Annotated in this window: 15 protein-coding genes and 4 rRNA genes; 1 reads left to right on the forward strand and 18 read right to left on the reverse strand. The window is 60.9% G+C overall.

Annotated features, from left to right (window positions below; all coding sequences use genetic code 11):
* Positions 1-453 precede the first annotated feature (453 nt).
* The 13 genes from NXY83_RS19725 to NXY83_RS19785 all read right to left on the reverse strand — a co-directional run bounded on the left by NXY83_RS19725 (position 454) and on the right by NXY83_RS19785 (position 13337).
* A 16S ribosomal RNA gene (locus NXY83_RS19725) occupies positions 454-1979 on the reverse strand.
* A 545-nt stretch (positions 1980-2524) separates the two neighbouring features.
* A complete protein-coding gene (locus NXY83_RS19730) occupies positions 2525-2770 on the reverse strand; it encodes a hypothetical protein (RefSeq protein ID WP_309484147.1) in 246 nt (81 codons plus the stop codon).
* Positions 2771-2827: 57 nt separating this feature from the next.
* On the reverse strand, positions 2828-3142 hold the full coding sequence (locus NXY83_RS19735; protein ID WP_258803886.1) for a hypothetical protein: 315 nt from the start codon (positions 3140-3142) through the stop codon (positions 2828-2830).
* 47 nt (positions 3143-3189) lie between these two features.
* Positions 3190-3582: a DUF4981 domain-containing protein gene (locus NXY83_RS19740; protein ID WP_258803887.1), complete on the reverse strand. Its 393-nt coding sequence runs from the start codon at positions 3580-3582 to the stop codon at positions 3190-3192.
* Between the two features lie 165 nt (positions 3583-3747).
* Complete coding sequence (locus NXY83_RS19745; protein ID WP_258803888.1) at positions 3748-4755, reverse strand: LacI family DNA-binding transcriptional regulator; 1008 nt, start codon at positions 4753-4755, stop codon at positions 3748-3750.
* Between the two features lie 121 nt (positions 4756-4876).
* A 5S ribosomal RNA gene (gene rrf, locus NXY83_RS19750) occupies positions 4877-4993 on the reverse strand.
* Positions 4994-5206: 213 nt separating this feature from the next.
* A 23S ribosomal RNA gene (locus NXY83_RS19755) occupies positions 5207-8336 on the reverse strand.
* A gap of 504 nt (positions 8337-8840) precedes the next feature.
* Positions 8841-10366 (reverse strand): 16S ribosomal RNA (locus NXY83_RS19760).
* The 16S, 23S and 5S rRNA genes sit together here, the layout of an rRNA operon.
* Positions 10367-11040: 674 nt before the next feature.
* Positions 11041-11346, reverse strand: a complete 306-nt coding sequence (gene rpsN / locus NXY83_RS19765; protein ID WP_258803889.1) for a 30S ribosomal protein S14 — start codon at positions 11344-11346, stop codon at positions 11041-11043.
* A gap of 4 nt (positions 11347-11350) precedes the next feature.
* Positions 11351-11518 (reverse strand): 50S ribosomal protein L33, encoded by a 168-nt coding sequence (gene rpmG, locus NXY83_RS19770; protein WP_013602737.1) that lies wholly within the window; start codon positions 11516-11518, stop codon positions 11351-11353.
* Entirely contained in the window at positions 11518-11754 is a 237-nt protein-coding gene (rpmB, locus tag NXY83_RS19775) for a 50S ribosomal protein L28 (protein WP_026532175.1), read from the reverse strand. The genes rpmG and rpmB overlap by 1 nt, the downstream gene beginning before the upstream one ends.
* 267 nt (positions 11755-12021) lie before the next feature.
* A complete protein-coding gene (locus tag NXY83_RS19780) occupies positions 12022-12810 on the reverse strand; it encodes an SGNH/GDSL hydrolase family protein (protein ID WP_258803890.1) in 789 nt (262 codons plus the stop codon).
* 47 nt (positions 12811-12857) lie between these two features.
* Positions 12858-13337: a MarR family winged helix-turn-helix transcriptional regulator gene (locus tag NXY83_RS19785; RefSeq protein ID WP_258803891.1), complete on the reverse strand. Its 480-nt coding sequence runs from the start codon at positions 13335-13337 to the stop codon at positions 12858-12860.
* A 59-nt stretch (positions 13338-13396) separates the two neighbouring features.
* On the opposite strand from NXY83_RS19785, the gene NXY83_RS19790 reads away from it, so the two are divergent.
* Positions 13397-13684 (forward strand): YciI family protein, encoded by a 288-nt coding sequence (locus NXY83_RS19790; protein ID WP_258803892.1) that lies wholly within the window; start codon positions 13397-13399, stop codon positions 13682-13684.
* Here NXY83_RS19790 and NXY83_RS19795 read toward each other — a convergent pair.
* The 5 genes from NXY83_RS19795 to NXY83_RS19815 form a co-directional block, all read right to left on the reverse strand.
* Positions 13681-14526 (reverse strand): SGNH/GDSL hydrolase family protein, encoded by an 846-nt coding sequence (locus NXY83_RS19795; RefSeq protein ID WP_258803893.1) that lies wholly within the window; start codon positions 14524-14526, stop codon positions 13681-13683. The genes NXY83_RS19790 and NXY83_RS19795 overlap by 4 nt on opposite strands.
* Before the next feature lie 163 nt (positions 14527-14689).
* Positions 14690-15733: a siderophore-interacting protein gene (locus NXY83_RS19800; protein ID WP_258803894.1), complete on the reverse strand. Its 1044-nt coding sequence runs from the start codon at positions 15731-15733 to the stop codon at positions 14690-14692.
* Positions 15730-16545: an ABC transporter ATP-binding protein gene (locus NXY83_RS19805; protein WP_258803895.1), complete on the reverse strand. Its 816-nt coding sequence runs from the start codon at positions 16543-16545 to the stop codon at positions 15730-15732. Before NXY83_RS19805 ends, NXY83_RS19800 begins: the two co-directional genes overlap by 4 nt.
* 1 nt (position 16546) lies before the next feature.
* Positions 16547-17680, reverse strand: a complete 1134-nt coding sequence (locus NXY83_RS19810; protein ID WP_397427536.1) for a FecCD family ABC transporter permease — start codon at positions 17678-17680, stop codon at positions 16547-16549.
* Positions 17677-18765 (reverse strand): FecCD family ABC transporter permease, encoded by a 1089-nt coding sequence (locus NXY83_RS19815; RefSeq protein ID WP_258803896.1) that lies wholly within the window; start codon positions 18763-18765, stop codon positions 17677-17679. Before NXY83_RS19815 ends, NXY83_RS19810 begins: the two co-directional genes overlap by 4 nt.
* Between the last annotated feature and the right edge of the window lie 5 nt (positions 18766-18770).

Genomic DNA, 18770 nt, shown 5'->3' on the forward strand with positions numbered 1-18770 from the left:
CCCAACACCCCAAAGGGCATCAACAGCGCAGCCAGATCCAGGTTCATATTCTTGGAAATTGCTTCTTATAAAAGATGCTCGCGTCCACTATGTAGTTCTCAAACAACAACCCCAAACCACACACCCCACACACACAAACGCGCATGATCGATGCAGCCAGGAAACCAGAAACAAACAAACCCGGAAACCACCACAGCCAAAGCCGCAGCAACCCCGGTCCTGTTGCCTCAGGACCCAACAGTGTGCCAAACACTAAACCACTTCCACCCCACCCCACCGTTCCAGGACACCAAAGCATCCGTACTAAACGAGGAGAAGAACAAGCAGCCGCTATTTGTTGATATTCCACCCATGAGCACCCGCCGCAGAACAATCGTCTGCGCAACGGGCATTACTCCTGACAAACCCCCGCACCCCGCATACACGAGGCCGGCGCTTGTAGGTGCTCCTTAGAAAGGAGGTGATCCAGCCGCACCTTCCGGTACGGCTACCTTGTTACGACTTAGTCCCAATCGCCAGTCCCACCTTCGACAGCTCCCTCCCACAAGGGGTTAGGCCACCGGCTTCGGGTGTTACCAACTTTCGTGACTTGACGGGCGGTGTGTACAAGGCCCGGGAACGTATTCACCGCAGCGTTGCTGATCTGCGATTACTAGCGACTCCGACTTCATGGGGTCGAGTTGCAGACCCCAATCCGAACTGAGACCGGCTTTTTGGGATTAGCTCCACCTCACAGTATCGCAACCCTTTGTACCGGCCATTGTAGCATGCGTGAAGCCCAAGACATAAGGGGCATGATGATTTGACGTCGTCCCCACCTTCCTCCGAGTTGACCCCGGCAGTCTCCTATGAGTCCCCACCATCACGTGCTGGCAACATAGAACGAGGGTTGCGCTCGTTGCGGGACTTAACCCAACATCTCACGACACGAGCTGACGACAACCATGCACCACCTGTGAACCAGCCCCAAAGGGGAAGGACTGTTTCCAGCCGTCCGGTCCATGTCAAGCCTTGGTAAGGTTCTTCGCGTTGCATCGAATTAATCCGCATGCTCCGCCGCTTGTGCGGGCCCCCGTCAATTCCTTTGAGTTTTAGCCTTGCGGCCGTACTCCCCAGGCGGGGCACTTAATGCGTTAGCTACGGCGCGGAAAACGTGGAATGTCCCCCACACCTAGTGCCCAACGTTTACGGCATGGACTACCAGGGTATCTAATCCTGTTCGCTCCCCATGCTTTCGCTCCTCAGCGTCAGTTAATGCCCAGAGACCTGCCTTCGCCATCGGTGTTCCTCCTGATATCTGCGCATTTCACCGCTACACCAGGAATTCCAGTCTCCCCTACATCACTCTAGTCTGCCCGTACCCACCGCAGATCCGGAGTTGAGCCCCGGACTTTCACGGCAGACGCGACAAACCGCCTACGAGCTCTTTACGCCCAATAATTCCGGATAACGCTTGCGCCCTACGTATTACCGCGGCTGCTGGCACGTACGTAGTTAGCCGGCGCTTCTTCTGCAGGTACCGTCACTTTCGCTTCTTCCCTACTGAAAGAGGTTTACAACCCGAAGGCCGTCATCCCTCACGCGGCGTCGCTGCATCAGGCTTGCGCCCATTGTGCAATATTCCCCACTGCTGCCTCCCGTAGGAGTCTGGGCCGTGTCTCAGTCCCAGTGTGGCCGGTCACCCTCTCAGGCCGGCTACCCGTCGTCGCCTTGGTAAGCCATTACCTCACCAACAAGCTGATAGGCCGCGAGTCCATCCAAAACCACAAAAAGCTTTCCACCAACCACCATGCGATGATCAGTCATATCCGGTATTAGACCCAGTTTCCCAGGCTTATCCCAGAGTTAAGGGCAGGTTACTCACGTGTTACTCACCCGTTCGCCACTAATCCAGGAGCAAGCTCCCTTCATCGTTCGACTTGCATGTGTTAAGCACGCCGCCAGCGTTCATCCTGAGCCAGGATCAAACTCTCCGTTGAAGTAAAACAAAAACAGACACAACATGGCACCACGGGAAAACGCGGCCACCACACTGCAAAATTTGAAACCAGCTGTAAAAACCAGACCACCCACAGGGGCGGACGATCCAGTCAATTCAACCAATTCATAAAACAAATCGGTATCAACAAACTTGGCACACTATTGAGTTCTCAAACAACAGACACACCCGGCACCACCCAAACCAACGTTCAGGATCGCTCCGGAGCAACCTCTCAAACCTACCCGATCCCCCACCCCGACGCAAACCCATATCTCAGGATTCTCATCGGCAGGAAAACCATCCCCACCACTTTCCAGCGCCCTAAAGAGCCACCAGATTTTGGATTCGATTTCGGGGGTTTGGCCGCTATTTTTCCGCATCAGCGGCGGCGACTCAGAAAACAATACACCCACTCCGGCCCCCCGGCAAATCGCACCCCGGACAGGGCAGACGCCTTCAAAACCCGCGTAGTTGCAGGAGTTTTGTAGGCGCCACCCCAGGCACGGCAGCAGTACGCAGTGTCAGCTTCCTCTATGGAGTGGCTCACATCCCGGAAGCTTCGCCGTTCACGCGAAGAATGACAGTGAAGTCGGCCTCCCTGGGATTCAGCCGGCAGGACTCACGGACACCGGGTCCGCAGGCGCCGGTTCCTACCCAACGCAGGACATGGTCCAGATACACGTAGGTGCGCCCATCGGGCAGGAGTTCCGGCCGGTGCGTGGCCGCATCGAGGACTCCCATGCTGTACGGCCGCACCGTGAGGGCAAACGGTTCACCTGAAATCTCCAGTTTGTATCCGCTGACTACGAGGGCAGCAGAGCGGACACCCGAGCGGGCACCGGATTCCTATGGGCGGACCTGCGTCCGGAGGGCCAGGGAGTAGCCGTCGCTGGTCCAGGTGTAGTCCACGAGCACGCCGTACTGCTTGTCGGCGGCACTAACCCGTGTGCGGACCTTGAGCCGCTCTCCGTTGGCAGCAGCTTCGGCGCTGATGCCCAGAAGCGTCGTTTGCGGCCGGTCAAGTCCTGCCTCCTTCCACTGCCTGGCAAGCGGACGCTCATCGGCACCTCCCCACTCCCGACCAAGGTCATTGTCGGTCGACGGCCACCACAACACCAGCCCAAGCTTCTCCACGGGAACGCCCCCAATGAAGGTGGGCATGCCGGTGATACGGCTGAAAACGGCAGGACCGAGCCGGAGTTCGCCGTTCAGGACGGAAACGCGTTCGCAAGGGCGGGGCGGAGCAGCCGCGGAAGGTTCGCGGACAGCCTGGCCCCAGGCAATCTCATGCCCAGCGGCAGCACAGGAGAAATCAGCGGCCAGGACTGCGCTGACGGTAAGTACCGCAGCGCGGCCTCAGGCCCCGCTGCGGCGAGCCCGGCAAGGCGCGGAGGCAGGGGCACCACGGCCTCGGACCGAGGTGCCAGCGGCGCAACGTTCGCTGTTCCGGCGTCGAGCGTGGCGCCGTCGGACTCCACGACATACCGGAAGCTGAACGCGGATGTGTCCGCAAAGTCGTAGCCGTTGCGGCGCCTGAAGCCGGACCAGTCCCCCGCAACGTGAATCCGAAGCGGCTCGATAACCTTTTTGAAGTCCAGCAAGCCTGCCGGTCACCTGGGCAGTAACGTCGGCCGATGCGATGCCGACGGTTGCGGAGGGGGACTGGACAGGCATCTGTGTTCCTTGCTGCAGGTCGTCGATAGATACGTGAACGTTCACGAACGATCTCCAGCCTAACTGCTTCCCTGTACTTTGAGTAGGGGTGTTCAGGCTGACTGACGGACGACCAGCCCGTGGCGAAGGGTCAGGGAAGCGGCAGGGCTCCCTGCTTCCAGCGAACCGGAAAGCAATCCATCCAGGAGGTCGACGGCGGCCCGGCCCACACTGCGCAGGTCAAGCGAGAGCGTGGTCAGCTCCGGAGTCACCAGCTCCCCGAGGGGTATCCCGTCCATGCCAATCACAGCGCAGTCACCCGGGACGGACCTTCCGGAATTCTGCAGGGCTTTGAGGGCTCCTGCCGCCATGAGGTCATTGAACGCCAGAAGCCCGTCGAATTCGATCCCACGGCCCAGCAGTGCCTGTACGGCATTCTTTGCGGCCATTGCGGACGGGGCAGCCTGTATGAGCGTCAACTCGATCCCGGCTTCGGCCACCACCGCAGCTACTGCCGCACCGCGGCTGGCAGCAGGGCCACCCTGGTCCGAATCCAGAAAAGCGATTTTGCTGCGTCCAGCTGAGGACAGGTGGTCCAGGGCAAGCCGGGCGGCGTAGGGATAGTCGAAGGAGATGCCCCCGGCAGCCCCGCTCTCCGGGTAGTCCAGGCCGACCACCGGGCGCCGGCCCATGAGGGATTGCGCCTCGTCCGAGTGCTGGCCGAGGTACCCGATCACCGCGTCCACTTGGGGTCCCAGCCGGGTAACGGCGTCAAGGGCGCTGCCGGTGCCATGGCCGTAATCGTCCACCACTACATTCCAGCTCCGCTGGGTGGCGGCTTCCACCACGCTCGAGGCGAACGCCGGGAAGTAGGGGTTGCTCAGGTCAGGGATAGCCAGGCCAACAGAAGTGCGGGCACCCTGGACCAGGCCTTTCGCAAAGCGGCTGGGGGTATAACCCAGCTCCGCGGCGAGCCTCTGGACCCTCTCCCTGGTTGCCTGGCTGATGCCGGTCATGTCATTCATGGCACGGGTGACAGTCTGGCGGGAGACGCCCGCCGCCGCCGCGACGTCCAGGATGGTGGCGCGCCGGCCGGTCGGAGCTGCGGGACGGGAGGTCATAAACCGAGCCTAGGGGTGTCCGTTGTTGCTTTGTCGGTTGTGGTTGTTTCCCGGGGTGCAGGTTGTGGTGGTTAAAGTCGTAGGGCCCTGACATTGCTTGTCAGGGCCCTACGTAATTTATGTCCGGCGGTGACCTACTCTCCCACACCCTCCCGGGTGCAGTACCATCGGCGCTGTGGGTCTTAGCTTCCGGGTTCGGAATGGGACCGGGCGTTTCCCCCACGCTATGACCGCCGTAACCCTTTGACCCGTCACCGGCCCCCTGTGGGGTGGTGTGGGAAGTTTTTGGTTACAACAATTGTGGTGTTGTTATTCAGTTGTGTTCCCGTGGCAACGAACCGTGGTTTGGTTTGTTGTTTGGGAACCACATAGTGGACGCAAGCAGTCTTGTTTATCTTTTTACCGACCCCGTGGTGCAAACGCTTTTGAAGGATCGTTTGCGGGGTGGTGTGTGGTGTAAGTTATCGGCCTATTAGTACCGGTCAGCTTCACGAGTCGTTAGTCCTCGCTTCCACATCCGGCCTATCAACCCAGTGGTCTGGCTGGGGGCCTCTCACACACGAGGTGTATGGAAATCTCATCTTGAAGCGAGCTTCCCGCTTAGATGCTTTCAGCGGTTATCCCATCCGAACGTAGCTAATCAGCGGTGCACTTGGCAGTACAACTGACACACCAGAGGTTCGTCCGTCCCGGTCCTCTCGTACTAAGGACAGCCCTTCTCAAATTTCCTGCGCGCGCAGCGGATAGGGACCGAACTGTCTCACGACGTTCTAAACCCAGCTCGCGTACCGCTTTAATGGGCGAACAGCCCAACCCTTGGGACCTACTCCAGCCCCAGGATGCGACGAGCCGACATCGAGGTGCCAAACCATGCCGTCGATATGGACTCTTGGGCAAGATCAGCCTGTTATCCCCGAGGTACCTTTTATCCGTTGAGCGACGGCCATTCCACAATGTACCGCCGGATCACTAGTCCCGACTTTCGTCCCTGCTCGAGATGTCTCTCTCACAGTCAAGCTCCCTTGTGCACTTACACTCGACACCTGATTGCCAACCAGGCTGAGGGAACCTTTGGGCGCCTCCGTTACTTTTTAGGAGGCAACCGCCCCAGTTAAACTACCCATCAGGCACTGTCCCTGACCCGGATTACGGGCCGAAGTTAGATGTCCAAAGTGACCAGAGTGGTATTTCAACGATGACTCCACCCGAACTGGCGTCCGGGCTTCAACGTCTCCCACCCTATCCTACACAAGCCACTCCGAACACCAATACCAAACTATAGTAAAGGTCTCGGGGTCTTTCCGTCCTGCTGCGCGTAACGAGCATCTTTACTCGTACTGCAATTTCGCCGAGTTTATGGTTGAGACAGCGGGGAAGTCGTTACTCCATTCGTGCAGGTCGGAACTTACCCGACAAGGAATTTCGCTACCTTAGGATGGTTATAGTTACCACCGCCGTTTACTGGGGCTTAAATTCTCAGCTTCGCCGTGAGGCTAACCGGTCCTCTTAACCTTCCAGCACCGGGCAGGAGTCAGTCCGTATACATCGTCTTGCGACTTCGCACGGACCTGTGTTTTTAGTAAACAGTCGCTTCCCCCTGGTCTCTGCGGCCCCGATCCCCTCCCACCAGCAAGTGGTGTTCAAGGTTGGGGCCCCCCTTCTCCCGAAGTTACGGGGGCATTTTGCCGAGTTCCTTAACCATAATTCTCTCGATCGCCTTAGTATTCTCTACCTGATCACCTGTGTCGGTTTGGGGTACGGGCGGCTAAAACCTCGCGTCGATGCTTTTCTCGGCAGCATAGGATCACCAAATTCCCCCAAACGGGGGTCCCATCAGATCTCAGGCATCATGAACAGCGGATTTGCCTACCGTTCGCCCTACATCCTTAGACCGGGACAACCATCGCCCGGCTTGGCTACCTTCCTGCGTCACACCTGTTAATACGCTTGCCTCCCAGGATCAGGTCCTGCGCTCCACCAAAACCCTTCCACCACAAGGGCGGTCAGGCAGGTATCGGGCAGTTAGTATCCCCTGTTCAGCATGGACGGTTTTTCGCCGGTACGGGAATATCAACCCGTTGTCCATCGACTACGCCTGTCGGCCTCGCCTTAGGTCCCGACTTACCCAGGGCAGATTAGCTTGACCCTGGAACCCTTGATCATTCGGCGGACGGGTTTCTCACCCGTCTTTCGCTACTCATGCCTGCATTCTCTCACTCGTGTAGGCTCCACCGCTGGTTTACACCGCGACTTCACCGCCCACACGACGCTCCCCTACCCATCCAAACGCCTGAACCACAAGGGCTTAGCTAATATTTGAATGCCACAACTTCGGCGGTGTACTTGAGCCCCGCTACATTGTCGGCGCGGAATCACTTGACCAGTGAGCTATTACGCACTCTTTTAAGGATGGCTGCTTCTAAGCCAACCTCCTGGTTGTCTGAGCAACTCCACATCCTTTCCCACTTAGCACACGCTTAGGGGCCTTAGTTGGTGGTCTGGGCTGTTTCCCTCTCGACTATGAAGCTTATCCCCCACAGTCTCACTGCTGCGCTCTCACTTACCGGCATTCGGAGTTTGGCTGACGTCAGTAACCTTGTAGGGCCCATTAGCCATCCAGTAGCTCTACCTCCAGCAAGAAACACGCAACGCTGCACCTAAATGCATTTCGGGGAGAACCAGCTATCACGAAGTTTGATTGGCCTTTCACCCCTACCCACAGCTCATCCCCCCCATTTTCAACTGAAGTGGGTTCGGTCCTCCACGACGTCTTACCGTCGCTTCAACCTGGCCATGGGTAGATCACTTCGCTTCGGGTCTAGATCACGCCACTGCAACGCCCTATTCAGACTCGCTTTCGCTACGGCTGCCCCACACGGGTTAACCTCGCGACGTAACACTAACTCGCAGGCTCATTCTTCAAAAGGCACGCCGTCACAACTACAAGGCTGCTCCGACGGATTGTAAGCACACGGTTTCAGGTACTGTTTCACTCCCCTCCCGGGGTACTTTTCACCTTTCCCTCACGGTACTGGTCCGCTATCGGTCATTAGGGAGTATTTAGGCTTATCAGGTGGTCCTGACAGATTCGCACGGGATTTCTCGGGCCCCGTACTACTTGGGATACTCTCACAGGCGGCACAAACGCATTACGGTTACGGGGCTAACACCCTCTCTGGCCGGCCTTTCAAGACCGTTCACCTATGCGCGCACATCACACCCCACCAGCCCGGCAGAACTGGTATGGAAAGTCCCACAACCCCGACCATGCAACGCCCGCCGGCTATCACACATGGAACGGTTTAGCCTGATCCGCGTTCGCTCGCCACTACTAACGGAATCACTATTGTTTTCTCTTCCTGCGGGTACTGAGATGTTTCACTTCCCCGCGTTCCCTCCACGCACCCTATGTGTTCAGATGCGGGTCACCGAGTCACTCGCGCGCTCGGCGGGGTTTCCCCATTCGGACACCCTGGGATCACAGTCCGGTTATCGACTCCCCCAGGCTTATCGCAGATTCCTACGTCCTTCTTCGGCTCCTAATGCCAAGGCATCCACCGTGTGCTCTTAAAAACTTGACCACAAAAGATCAAAAAACTAATTCACGAGAGAACCACGAAAACCAACCACACCCCAACACCCCAAAGGGCATCAACAGCGCAGCCAGATCCAGGTTCATATTCTTGGAAATTGCTTCTTATAAAAGATGCTCGCGTCCACTATGTAGTTCTCAAACAACAACCCCAAACCACACACCCCACACACACAAACGCGCATGATCGATGCAGCCAGGAAACCAGAAACAAACAAACCCGGAAACCACCACAGCCAAAGCCGCAGCAACCCCGGTCCTGTTGCCTCAGGACCCAACAGTGTGCCAAACACTAAACCACTTCCACCCCACCCCACCGTTCCAGGACACCAAAGCATCCGTACTAAACGAGGAGAAGAACAAGCAGCCGCTATTTGTTGATATTCCACCCATGAGCACCCGCCGCAGAACAATCGTCTGCGCAACGGGCATTACTCCTGACAAACCCCCGCACCCCGCATACACGAGGCCGGCGCTTGTAGGTGCTCCTTAGAAAGGAGGTGATCCAGCCGCACCTTCCGGTACGGCTACCTTGTTACGACTTAGTCCCAATCGCCAGTCCCACCTTCGACAGCTCCCTCCCACAAGGGGTTAGGCCACCGGCTTCGGGTGTTACCAACTTTCGTGACTTGACGGGCGGTGTGTACAAGGCCCGGGAACGTATTCACCGCAGCGTTGCTGATCTGCGATTACTAGCGACTCCGACTTCATGGGGTCGAGTTGCAGACCCCAATCCGAACTGAGACCGGCTTTTTGGGATTAGCTCCACCTCACAGTATCGCAACCCTTTGTACCGGCCATTGTAGCATGCGTGAAGCCCAAGACATAAGGGGCATGATGATTTGACGTCGTCCCCACCTTCCTCCGAGTTGACCCCGGCAGTCTCCTATGAGTCCCCACCATCACGTGCTGGCAACATAGAACGAGGGTTGCGCTCGTTGCGGGACTTAACCCAACATCTCACGACACGAGCTGACGACAACCATGCACCACCTGTGAACCAGCCCCAAAGGGGAAGGACTGTTTCCAGCCCGGTCCGGTCCATGTCAAGCCTTGGTAAGGTTCTTCGCGTTGCATCGAATTAATCCGCATGCTCCGCCGCTTGTGCGGGCCCCCGTCAATTCCTTTGAGTTTTAGCCTTGCGGCCGTACTCCCCAGGCGGGGCACTTAATGCGTTAGCTACGGCGCGGAAAACGTGGAATGTCCCCCACACCTAGTGCCCAACGTTTACGGCATGGACTACCAGGGTATCTAATCCTGTTCGCTCCCCATGCTTTCGCTCCTCAGCGTCAGTTAATGCCCAGAGACCTGCCTTCGCCATCGGTGTTCCTCCTGATATCTGCGCATTTCACCGCTACACCAGGAATTCCAGTCTCCCCTACATCACTCTAGTCTGCCCGTACCCACCGCAGATCCGGAGTTGAGCCCCGGACTTTCACGGCAGACGCGACAAACCGCCTACGAGCTCTTTACGCCCAATAATTCCGGATAACGCTTGCGCCCTACGTATTACCGCGGCTGCTGGCACGTAGTTAGCCGGCGCTTCTTCTGCAGGTACCGTCACTTTCGCTTCTTCCCTACTGAAAGAGGTTTACAACCCGAAGGCCGTCATCCCTCACGCGGCGTCGCTGCATCAGGCTTGCGCCCATTGTGTGCAATATTCCCCACTGCTGCCTCCCGTAGGAGTCTGGGCCGTGTCTCAGTCCCAGTGTGGCCGGTCACCCTCTCAGGCCGGCTACCCGTCGTCGCCTTGGTAAGCCATTACCTCACCAACAAGCTGATAGGCCGCGAGTCCATCCAAAACCACAAAAAGCTTTCCACCAACCACCATGCGATGATCAGTCATATCCGGTATTAGACCCAGTTTCCCAGGCTTATCCCAGAGTTAAGGGCAGGTTACTCACGTGTTACTCACCCGTTCGCCACTAATCCAGGAGCAAGCTCCCTTCATCGTTCGACTTGCATGTGTTAAGCACGCCGCCAGCGTTCATCCTGAGCCAGGATCAAACTCTCCGTTGAAGTAAAACAAAAACAGACACAACATGGCACCACGGGAAAACGCGGCCACCACACTGCAAAATTTGAAACCAGCTGTAAAAACCAGACCACCCACAGGGGCGGACGATCCAGTCAATTCAACCAATTCATAAAACAAATCGGTATCAACAAACTTGGCACACTATTGAGTTCTCAAACAACAGACACACCCGGCACCACCCAAACCAACGTTCAGGATCGCTCCGGAGCAACCTCTCAAACCTACCCGATCCCCCACCCCGACGCAAACCCATATCTCAGGATTCTCATCGGCAGGAAAACCATCCCCACCACTTTCCAGCGCCCTAAAGAGCCACCAGATTTTGGATTCGATTTCGGGGGTTTGGCCGCCCGTGGTGACCAGCTCTTCGCTGTCTCCCTCGCGGCGACTTAGAAAACAATACACCCACTCCGGCCCCACCGCAAACCCCCCTCCTGCGGGCAGAAGACCCGCGTGTTTCCGCGGTAAAACGCGTCACGGAGGCACCTGGGGGCGCTGCCGCCGTCGTAATTGGTCCATGTGGGCTGCGGCACAGGCCTTCCGTCGGCCCAAAGCCGCCCGCCAAGGCAGGGCCAGCGCGGCTTAAAGCGAAGAAGGGCCGGCAACCATGATGGTTGCCGGCCCTTCTCAAACAGCTGGAATCAGCCGTGCGGGATTACCAGGAAGACTTGGTGATGCCCGGAAGTTCGCCCCTGTGGGCCATGTCGCGGAAGCGGACACGGGAGATACCGAACTTCTGGAGGGTTCCGCGGGGACGGCCGTCGATGATGTCGCGGTTACGCAGACGGATCGGGGACGCGTTGCGGGGCAGCTTCTGCAGGCCCAGGCGGGCTGCTTCGCGTGCTTCGTCGGTTGCGTTTTCGTCAACCAGGGTCTTCTTCAGCTCGAGGCGCTTTGCAGCGTAACGCTCAACGATGACCTTGCGCTGCTCGTTGCGAGCAATCTTGGACTTCTTAGCCATATGTTTAGCGCTCCTCTCGGAATTCGACGTGCTGGCGGATCTTGGGGTCGTACTTCTTCAGGACCATGCGGTCCGGGTCGTTACGACGGTTCTTGCGGGTTACGTAGGTGTAACCCGTGCCCGCAGTCGACTTGAGCTTGATGATCGGACGTACGTCCTTGTCCTTAGCCACTAGAGCTTCACCCCACGAGCCAGAATGGCGGCGACGACTGCGTCGATGCCGCGTACGTCGATGGTCTTGATGCCACGTGCAGAGACCTGCAGCGTGACGTTACGGCGCAGGGACGGAACCCAGTAGCGCTTCTTCTGAATGTTCGGATCGAACCGACGCTTGTTGCGGCGGTGCGAGTGCGAAATGCTGTGCCCAAAGCCCGGCTCGGCTCCGGTCACTTGGCAGTGTGCTGCCATGACTTCTCCTCAAGAATTGAAAGTAATGATCCGCATATCTGCTGCTGGACCATGCTGCTAAGGGCGACCCCAAATTGAAGAAGGGCGAACGGTTAGTCACGCAACTTGAGCCCCTAACTACCGGCCGCCCTGGAGAATTTACCGGGCAACCGGAGCAATTGCGCACGCTCCGCGCACTTAGCGCCTACCAAGTCTACGAGTTCGCGCAATTAAAGACCAATCCGGCCAAATGGGTGTATAAGCAGCGCGCCCGAATGTGTTATCCGGTCACCGGTTTCCGCTGACCGCTTTCGGTTCGAGGCGCGTGAGCTGCGGGTATTTGGGCAACAGGCTATCGCCGGAGGATTTGCCGGTAACGCGTCGGACCACCCACGGTCCGGCATACTCGCGGAACCACTGCGCATTGGCTCGGATGGCTTCCGCGCGGCCCAGCTCCGGAACCGGAGTCATGGGCGGGATGTCGATGGAGTGGTCATACTTGAGCACCTCCAGTACCCGCTTGGCCATGTTGGCGTGCCCGGCCGCGGACATGTGCATCCGGTCGCGTGCCCACATGCCCCAGTCGTAGTACTCGCTAAAGCGCCAGTAGTCCACGAGCAGGGCGCCATGGTCCCCGGCGATGCCGCGCACCAGCTCGTTGTAGATGGCGGTACGGCCGCGCATGGTGCCGAAGACCTTGGACCCGCGGGCATCGAACCCGGTGAACATCACCACCGTGGCGCCGGTGGCACTCAACCTTCGGATGCCGTCGTCGTACTCCGCCAGGAGGTCATCGATATCGACGCGCGGGCGAAGGATGTCGTTGGCGCCCGCGTAAATGCTCACCAACGTGGGATTAAGTTCGACGGCGGCGTCCACCTGTTCAGCCAGGATCTGGCGGAGTTTCCTCCCGCGGATGGCGAGATTGGCGTACCCGAATCCGGGGTCGGCTGCGCCCAGCTGCTCGGCCACGCGGTCAGCCCAGCCGCGGACACCGTTGGGGCGGGTGGGATCGTCGTCGCCCACGCCTTCGGTGAAGGAGTCGCCAAGGGCCACGAACCGGGAAGTGAAGTCCATGCGGCTAGTTTGCCACCCGTTGCCGGAAGCAACCAACACGCTGTCCCCTAGCTTTCACGCAGGATCCAATGGTCGGCATCCAGGCGGCCCACGACCTTTTCGCCGATCCGCGCCAGGTCGCGGACGTCCTGCTCCGACAGGGCGTCCAGGAAGAGATCGCGTACCGACTCCACGTGGCCAGGCGCCAGGCCCACGATGGTTGCCATGCCCTCCTCAGTGAGATGGGCAATGGTGACGCGGGCGTCATGGGGATGCGGCCTGCGCTCCACCCAGCCCCGCTTCTGCAGCTTGGTCACCACGTGCGAAAGGCGGGAAAGGGATGCGCTGCTGCGGGCGGCGAGCTCGCTCATGGGCAGGAACCGCTCGTCCGCCTCGGAAAGCATGGCCAGGACGGTGTAGTCGAAGAGCGAAAGCTTGCCCGCGGTGTGAAGCTTGGTATCGAGGGCTGCGGGCAGCAAGGTATTGATGCTCACCAGGGCCAGCCAGGCACGTCGTTCGTCGGCGTTAAGCCAGCGCGGTTCGGTCATGCCCCCCATTCTACGATTGATCCTTCAAGTGATGGCGACTGGCCCGGTAGGCTGGACGGATGTATGTTGTCTCCCTGACTTACCGCGTTCCGCAGGACATCGTCGATTTCCACAATGACGCCCACATCGCCTGGCTGCAGAAAGCCTTCGACGACGGCGTCTTCATCGCTGCCGGCCGGAAGGTCCCGCGCACCGGGGGGATGCTGCTCTCCCGGTCGGACCGGGCCACCTTGGATGCCTGCCTCCAGCAGGACCCGTTTTATTCGAACGGGGTAGCCGATTTCGACGTCGTTGAATTCCATGCCGCCAGGGTGGCACCCGGATTCGAAATCCTGCTAGACAGCTAGCCTTCCATCGCGCCGGCCGGGCTTCCCGCCGCCAGTTTTTTGAGCCCGCCCTTCCGTGGCACCTTGACCGGTTCAGGCCAGCGCGGGGTGAGTTCATCGCCCAGAGTGACGCCCCGCAACTTGCGGCCGAACAGCGGCAGGACCCAATCCTGGATCCAGCGCCGTTGGCGCCGTTCCCACTCCCGCAGCGTGAGCCGGGTGGGCGGTTCCCAGTCCTTGGGCGTAATTTTGTGTGGCACTCCCAGCTGGTCCAGTACCTGCCCGGCCAGGTACTTGTGCCCTGCCTTGGACATGTGCAGCCGGTCCGAGTCCCACATGCGCCGGTCATGGAAGGCGTCCAGGCACCAGTAGTCCACCAGCACGGCACCGTACTTGGCGGCGATGGCCCGGACCTGCTGGTTGTAGAACGCGTTGCGCTTCTTGAGCGGCTCGAGCAACGCGGAGACCTTGACGTCGAATCCGGTAAAGAGGACCAGTGTGGCCCCCGTTTCCGCCAGCCGCGCCACAAGTTGCTCGTAGTCCGCCATCAGGGCAGTCATGTCGGTTTTGAGGTCCAGGATGTCGTTGCCGCCGGCATAGAGCGTAACCAGCGACGGCTTCATCCGCAGCGCCGGTTCCAGTTGCTCGTCGATGATGTGCCGGAGCCGTTTACTGCGGATGGCTAGGTTTGCGTACTTCCACCCCGGTTGCGCCTTGGCCAGTTTTTCCGCCACCCGGTCAGCCCACCCCCGCACGCCGTTGGGCAAGCGGTCATCCCGGTCCCCCACGCCCTCGGTAAAAGAGTCACCCAGAGCGACAAACACCCGCCGCCCGGACTCAGGAAGCAAAGGATCAGGCCGCACCAGCCCAACCTAGCCACCGAAAGAAAAGCCGGAACGACGGCGGGATGAACAGTAAGGGCGAGAGAGTTGCACCAGTTCCGGTGAAAGGTGAGAGAGCGTCCAGGCTTTAGCTGCAGGATCTGATAGGGCGTTACTCTAAAACCCGCAAAAGGTGAGAGAGGGTTTACCCCTCGGCTTTGCCCTGCCTCCAGTACCCCATGAAGGCAACCTGCTTCCGGTCGATCCCGACGTCGCGCACAAGGTATCGGCGCATGTCCTTGATGACGCCTGCTTCGCCGGCGATCCACGCGTAGAAGGGCATGGCCCCGGCCGGCATGTCCGGGTTCTTGCTCGCGATAATCTCGGCAGTTTCCATCCGTGACGGGGTTTCCCAGAGGATGTCCACATCAACGTTGACGTCTTCGGGCTCGGGCCCGGCGCCGCCGTCGACCTCCTTGATGCCCACCCAGCCGGGCACGGGGACTGCCTTGCGCACGGCCTCCTGGAGCAGTTCGCCGTGGGGACGGGACCGCCCGATGGCGGCGCCGCGCGCCAGCCAGGTGATCTGGACGTCGGCGGGTGAGGTGAGTTCCAGGAAGTCGCCGGCCTCGGGGACTTCGAGGAAGGCGTGCCCGCTCATGTACCCGGGCAGGCTTTGCAGGATGGCGGAGATTGCCGGAATGGCGGTTTCATCGCCGGCGAGCAGGATGCGCTGGGCCAGGCCGGGGCGCCATTCAATGCCGGAGTAGATTTCTGCGGTGACGCAGTGTGCTGCCCGGTTGTTGGGGCCGATGATGGTAATCGCGTCGCCGGGTTTGGCGTTGAGGGCCCAGTTCGCGGCCGGGCCGCCGTGGCCGTGGTCATCGAAGTGCATGGCGAAGTCGACGTCGATCTCCGGGTACACGGCCTCCAGGCGGGCCTGCCGCACGGTGTAGGTCCGCATCGAGCCGCGGACGGCCGGATCCATGGCCAGCCATTCGCGGTACCAGCCGGCCTGGCTCATTTCGAAGACCGGAAGCGGCAGCTGGCTGCCGTCGGCGGCCAGTGACGGGATCATGAGCTTGATCCGGAGGTCGAGGGTGTCGCCGTGGACGCCGAAGTCGCGCAGCGAGTATCCGCCGAACGTGATCCGGCGGAAGTTGGGGGTAAGTTCCTGGACGGAGGATACGGTGACCTCGAACGCCAGGGTCATCGGCTCGGTGGAGGCAACAACTTCTCGGGTCTTCATGAAACAAGCTCCAGTTCAATGGCGGGGACGTGGTGGCGGCCGATGGGAATGATCAGGGGGGTTCCGGATACGGGGTCCGGGATGACCCGGGATTCAAGGTTGAACACGCTGCGCACCAGGTTTTCGGTGACCACCTCGCGCGGGTTGCCTACGGCCACCACGGCGCCGCCCTTCATGGCGATGACGTTGTCGGCATACCGGGCGGCGAGATTGAGGTCGTGCAGGACTATGGCCACGGTGGTGCCGCGCTTGCGGTTCAGGTCCGTCACGAGGTCCAGGACTTCCACCTGGTGCGCGAGGTCCAGGTAGGTGGTGGGTTCATCCAGCAGCAGCACATCGGTTTCCTGGGCGAGGGCCATGGCGATCCAGACCCGCTGCCGCTGGCCGCCGGAGAGTTCATCCACGTCCCGTCCGGCGAGGTCCAGCGTTTCGGTCGCTTCCAGCGCCCGCTGCACGGCGGCGTCGTCCTTGTCGCTCCAGCTGCGGAAGAAGCCCTGGTGCGGGTAGCGCCCGCGGCCCACCAGGTCACGCACGGTGATGCCGTCCGGGGCGGTGGGATGCTGCGGCAGGAGGCCCAGGGTGCGCGCCAGTTCACGCGCGGGGCGGGAATGGATGTCCTTGCCGTCCAGGGTGACGCTGCCGGCGGCCGGTTTGAGGAGCCGGGACAGGCCCCGGAGCAGAGTGGATTTTCCGCACGCGTTGGCACCCACGATCATGGTCACCTTGCCCTCGGGGATCTCGGCGCTGAGGCCGTCCACCACACAGCGCTGATCGTATTTCAGCGTCAGGTCCTTGGCGTTGAGAACAGCCATGTCAGGCATCCTTTCGGTTGGCGGTGACCAGGAGCCACAGCAGGAACGGGGCACCGAGCGCACCGGTGATGACGCCCACAGGCAGAACAGTGCCGTCCAGCAGCAGGGGGGCAAGGTTGGCGGCGAAGTAGTCAGCCGCGAGGACGATCAGGGCACCGACCAGGGCCGACGCCGGGAGGCTGGCTTTGCCTGTGAAGCGGCGGGCGATGGGCCCGGCCAGGAAGGCGACGAACGAAACGGGGCCGGCTGCCGCAGTCGCCACTGCCGCCAGCGTCACGGCGATGATCACCAGGGAAAGGCGGGCTGCGTTGACCCGGATGCCCAGGCCGGCGGCGGCGTCGTCACCCAGCTCGAGGATCCGCAGCGGGCCGGCGATAACGGCGACGGCGGGCACGAGGACTACGAGGGCGAGGAACAGGACCCCGGCGCGGTCCCAGTTGGCGGAGTTCAGGGATCCGTTGAGCCAGACGAGGGCATCGGCGGCGGTCCGGATGTCGGCGCGTGTCATCAGGAAGTTGACCACCGCGTGGAGGGCGGCGGCGATGCCGATGCCGGCCAGGACCAGCCGGTTGCCGGCGGCGTTCCCGCGGCTGGTTCCCCGGAGCGCGCCACCTGTGGAGATGGCGTAGATGAGGGCGGCCACGGCGAGGGCACCGGCCAGGGCTGCCCCGGAAACGGCGGGGCCGGACGCGCCAAAGATGACGATGGCGATGACGGCGGCGGCACTGGCGCCGTAGCTGATGCCAATGACGTCGGGGCTGGCCAGCGGGTTGCGGAGCATCGTCTGGAAAAGTGACCCGGCCAGGCCGAATGCGACGCCGATCATGGTGCCGATTACCGCCCGCGGCAGCTTGTTCTCCATCACGATGAAGCTGGCGCCGGGGATCTTTTCGCCGCCGGTCAGGTGCGCGGTCACGATCTTGAAGAAGTCGGGGATGGTCACCGTGTAGCTGCCCAGCAGGACGGACACGGCGAAAAGGATGACGACGGCGACGGCCAGGAGGGCGGTCCGGTTCAGGCGCAGCGGGCCGCGGCGTTGTGCCGTAACTCTTGGTCCCTCTGGCCCCGATTTAGCTACTGGAAGTAATAGTGCAACAGGGGTTTCCAGGCGTTTTCTGTCGTCGGCGAGTGTCACAGTCCGGCCCCTTTGCCCCGGCGGATGAGCCAGACGAAAACTGGAGCACCAACGAGGGCCGTCATGATGCCGGCGGGCACTTCACCGGGGAGCAGTACCACGCGGCCAATGATGTCCGCACCGAGGAGCAGGACGGGAGCCGCCACCAGTGAGAACGGCAGGATCCAGCGGTAGTCGGGGCCGGTGAGGAAGCGGACGGCATGGGGAACAACAAGGCCCACGAAGCCGATGGGACCGGCCAGCGCGGTGGCTGTACCGCACAGCAGCACGATGCCCAGGGCTGTCACGGCGCGGGCCATTCCCACGCGCTGGCCAAGCCCGCGGGCAATGTCGTCGCCGAGGGCCAGGCTGTTGAGGATGCGGCCGGTCAGGAGCACGATGATGGCGCCGGCGGCCAGGAAGGGAACCCCGGGCAGGATTACGGACCAGTCGCGGCCGGCAACGCCACCCACCTGCCAGAAGCGGAAGCGGTCCAGGGTGTCCTGGCTGGACACCAGGATGACGTTCATCAGGGAGTACAGGCCGGCGCTCAGGGCGGCGCCGGCGAGGGCCAGCTTCACGGGGGTTGCACCTTCCCTGCCGAGGGACGCGATGAGGTAGACCACGACGGCGGCGATTGCTGCGCCGATGAATGCGAACCAGATGTAGCCGGAGAAGGTGGCGACACCGAAGACGTAGATGCCGGTAACCACGGCCAGGGCTGCGCCGGCGTTGACGCCCATGATGCCGGGGTCGGCCAGCGGGTTGCGGGCTACGCCCTGCATGGCTGCGCCCGCAAGGCCGAGCGCGCCGCCGGCCAGCAGTCCGAGGACTGTGCGCGGGATGCGGGCGTGGACTACTGCGTGGTCACCGTTGGCGGGATCGAACTGCGTGAGGGCCTCCCACACGGTGGTCAGGGGAAGACCCCGGGCACCGATGGCCAGGGAGGCCCCGGCCAGAACGGCAAGCACGACGACGGCGGCCAGCAGCCAGGCCGCCCGCTTTCCCCCGAAAGCGAGGCGGGAAGGACCTTCAGGTCCTTTCGCCGGCACCGAAGTGCCGGGCCTCCCCGCCCTGGAGGCCACCGTCGTCGTACTCTGCGTCATGGAAC

Source organism: Pseudarthrobacter sp. NS4, from assembly GCF_024758005.1.
Lineage (GTDB): Bacteria > Actinomycetota > Actinomycetes > Actinomycetales > Micrococcaceae > Arthrobacter.

Coding starts and splice junctions, on each gene's coding strand:
- NXY83_RS19815 (WP_258803896.1), bottom strand. CDS start 18,765: ATGACGCAGAGTACGACGACGGTGGCCTCCAGGGCGGGGAGGCCCGGC.
- NXY83_RS19790 (WP_258803892.1), top strand. CDS start 13,397: ATGTATGTTGTCTCCCTGACTTACCGCGTTCCGCAGGACATCGTCGAT.
- NXY83_RS19735 (WP_258803886.1), bottom strand. CDS start 3,142: ATGCCCACCTTCATTGGGGGCGTTCCCGTGGAGAAGCTTGGGCTGGTG.
- NXY83_RS19745 (WP_258803888.1), bottom strand. CDS start 4,755: ATGACCTCCCGTCCCGCAGCTCCGACCGGCCGGCGCGCCACCATCCTG.
- rpsN (WP_258803889.1), bottom strand. CDS start 11,346: ATGGCTAAGAAGTCCAAGATTGCTCGCAACGAGCAGCGCAAGGTCATC.
- NXY83_RS19805 (WP_258803895.1), bottom strand. CDS start 16,545: ATGGCTGTTCTCAACGCCAAGGACCTGACGCTGAAATACGATCAGCGC.
- NXY83_RS19780 (WP_258803890.1), bottom strand. CDS start 12,810: ATGGACTTCACTTCCCGGTTCGTGGCCCTTGGCGACTCCTTCACCGAA.
- rpmB (WP_026532175.1), bottom strand. CDS start 11,754: ATGGCAGCACACTGCCAAGTGACCGGAGCCGAGCCGGGCTTTGGGCAC.
- NXY83_RS19785 (WP_258803891.1), bottom strand. CDS start 13,337: ATGACCGAACCGCGCTGGCTTAACGCCGACGAACGACGTGCCTGGCTG.
- NXY83_RS19800 (WP_258803894.1), bottom strand. CDS start 15,733: ATGAAGACCCGAGAAGTTGTTGCCTCCACCGAGCCGATGACCCTGGCG.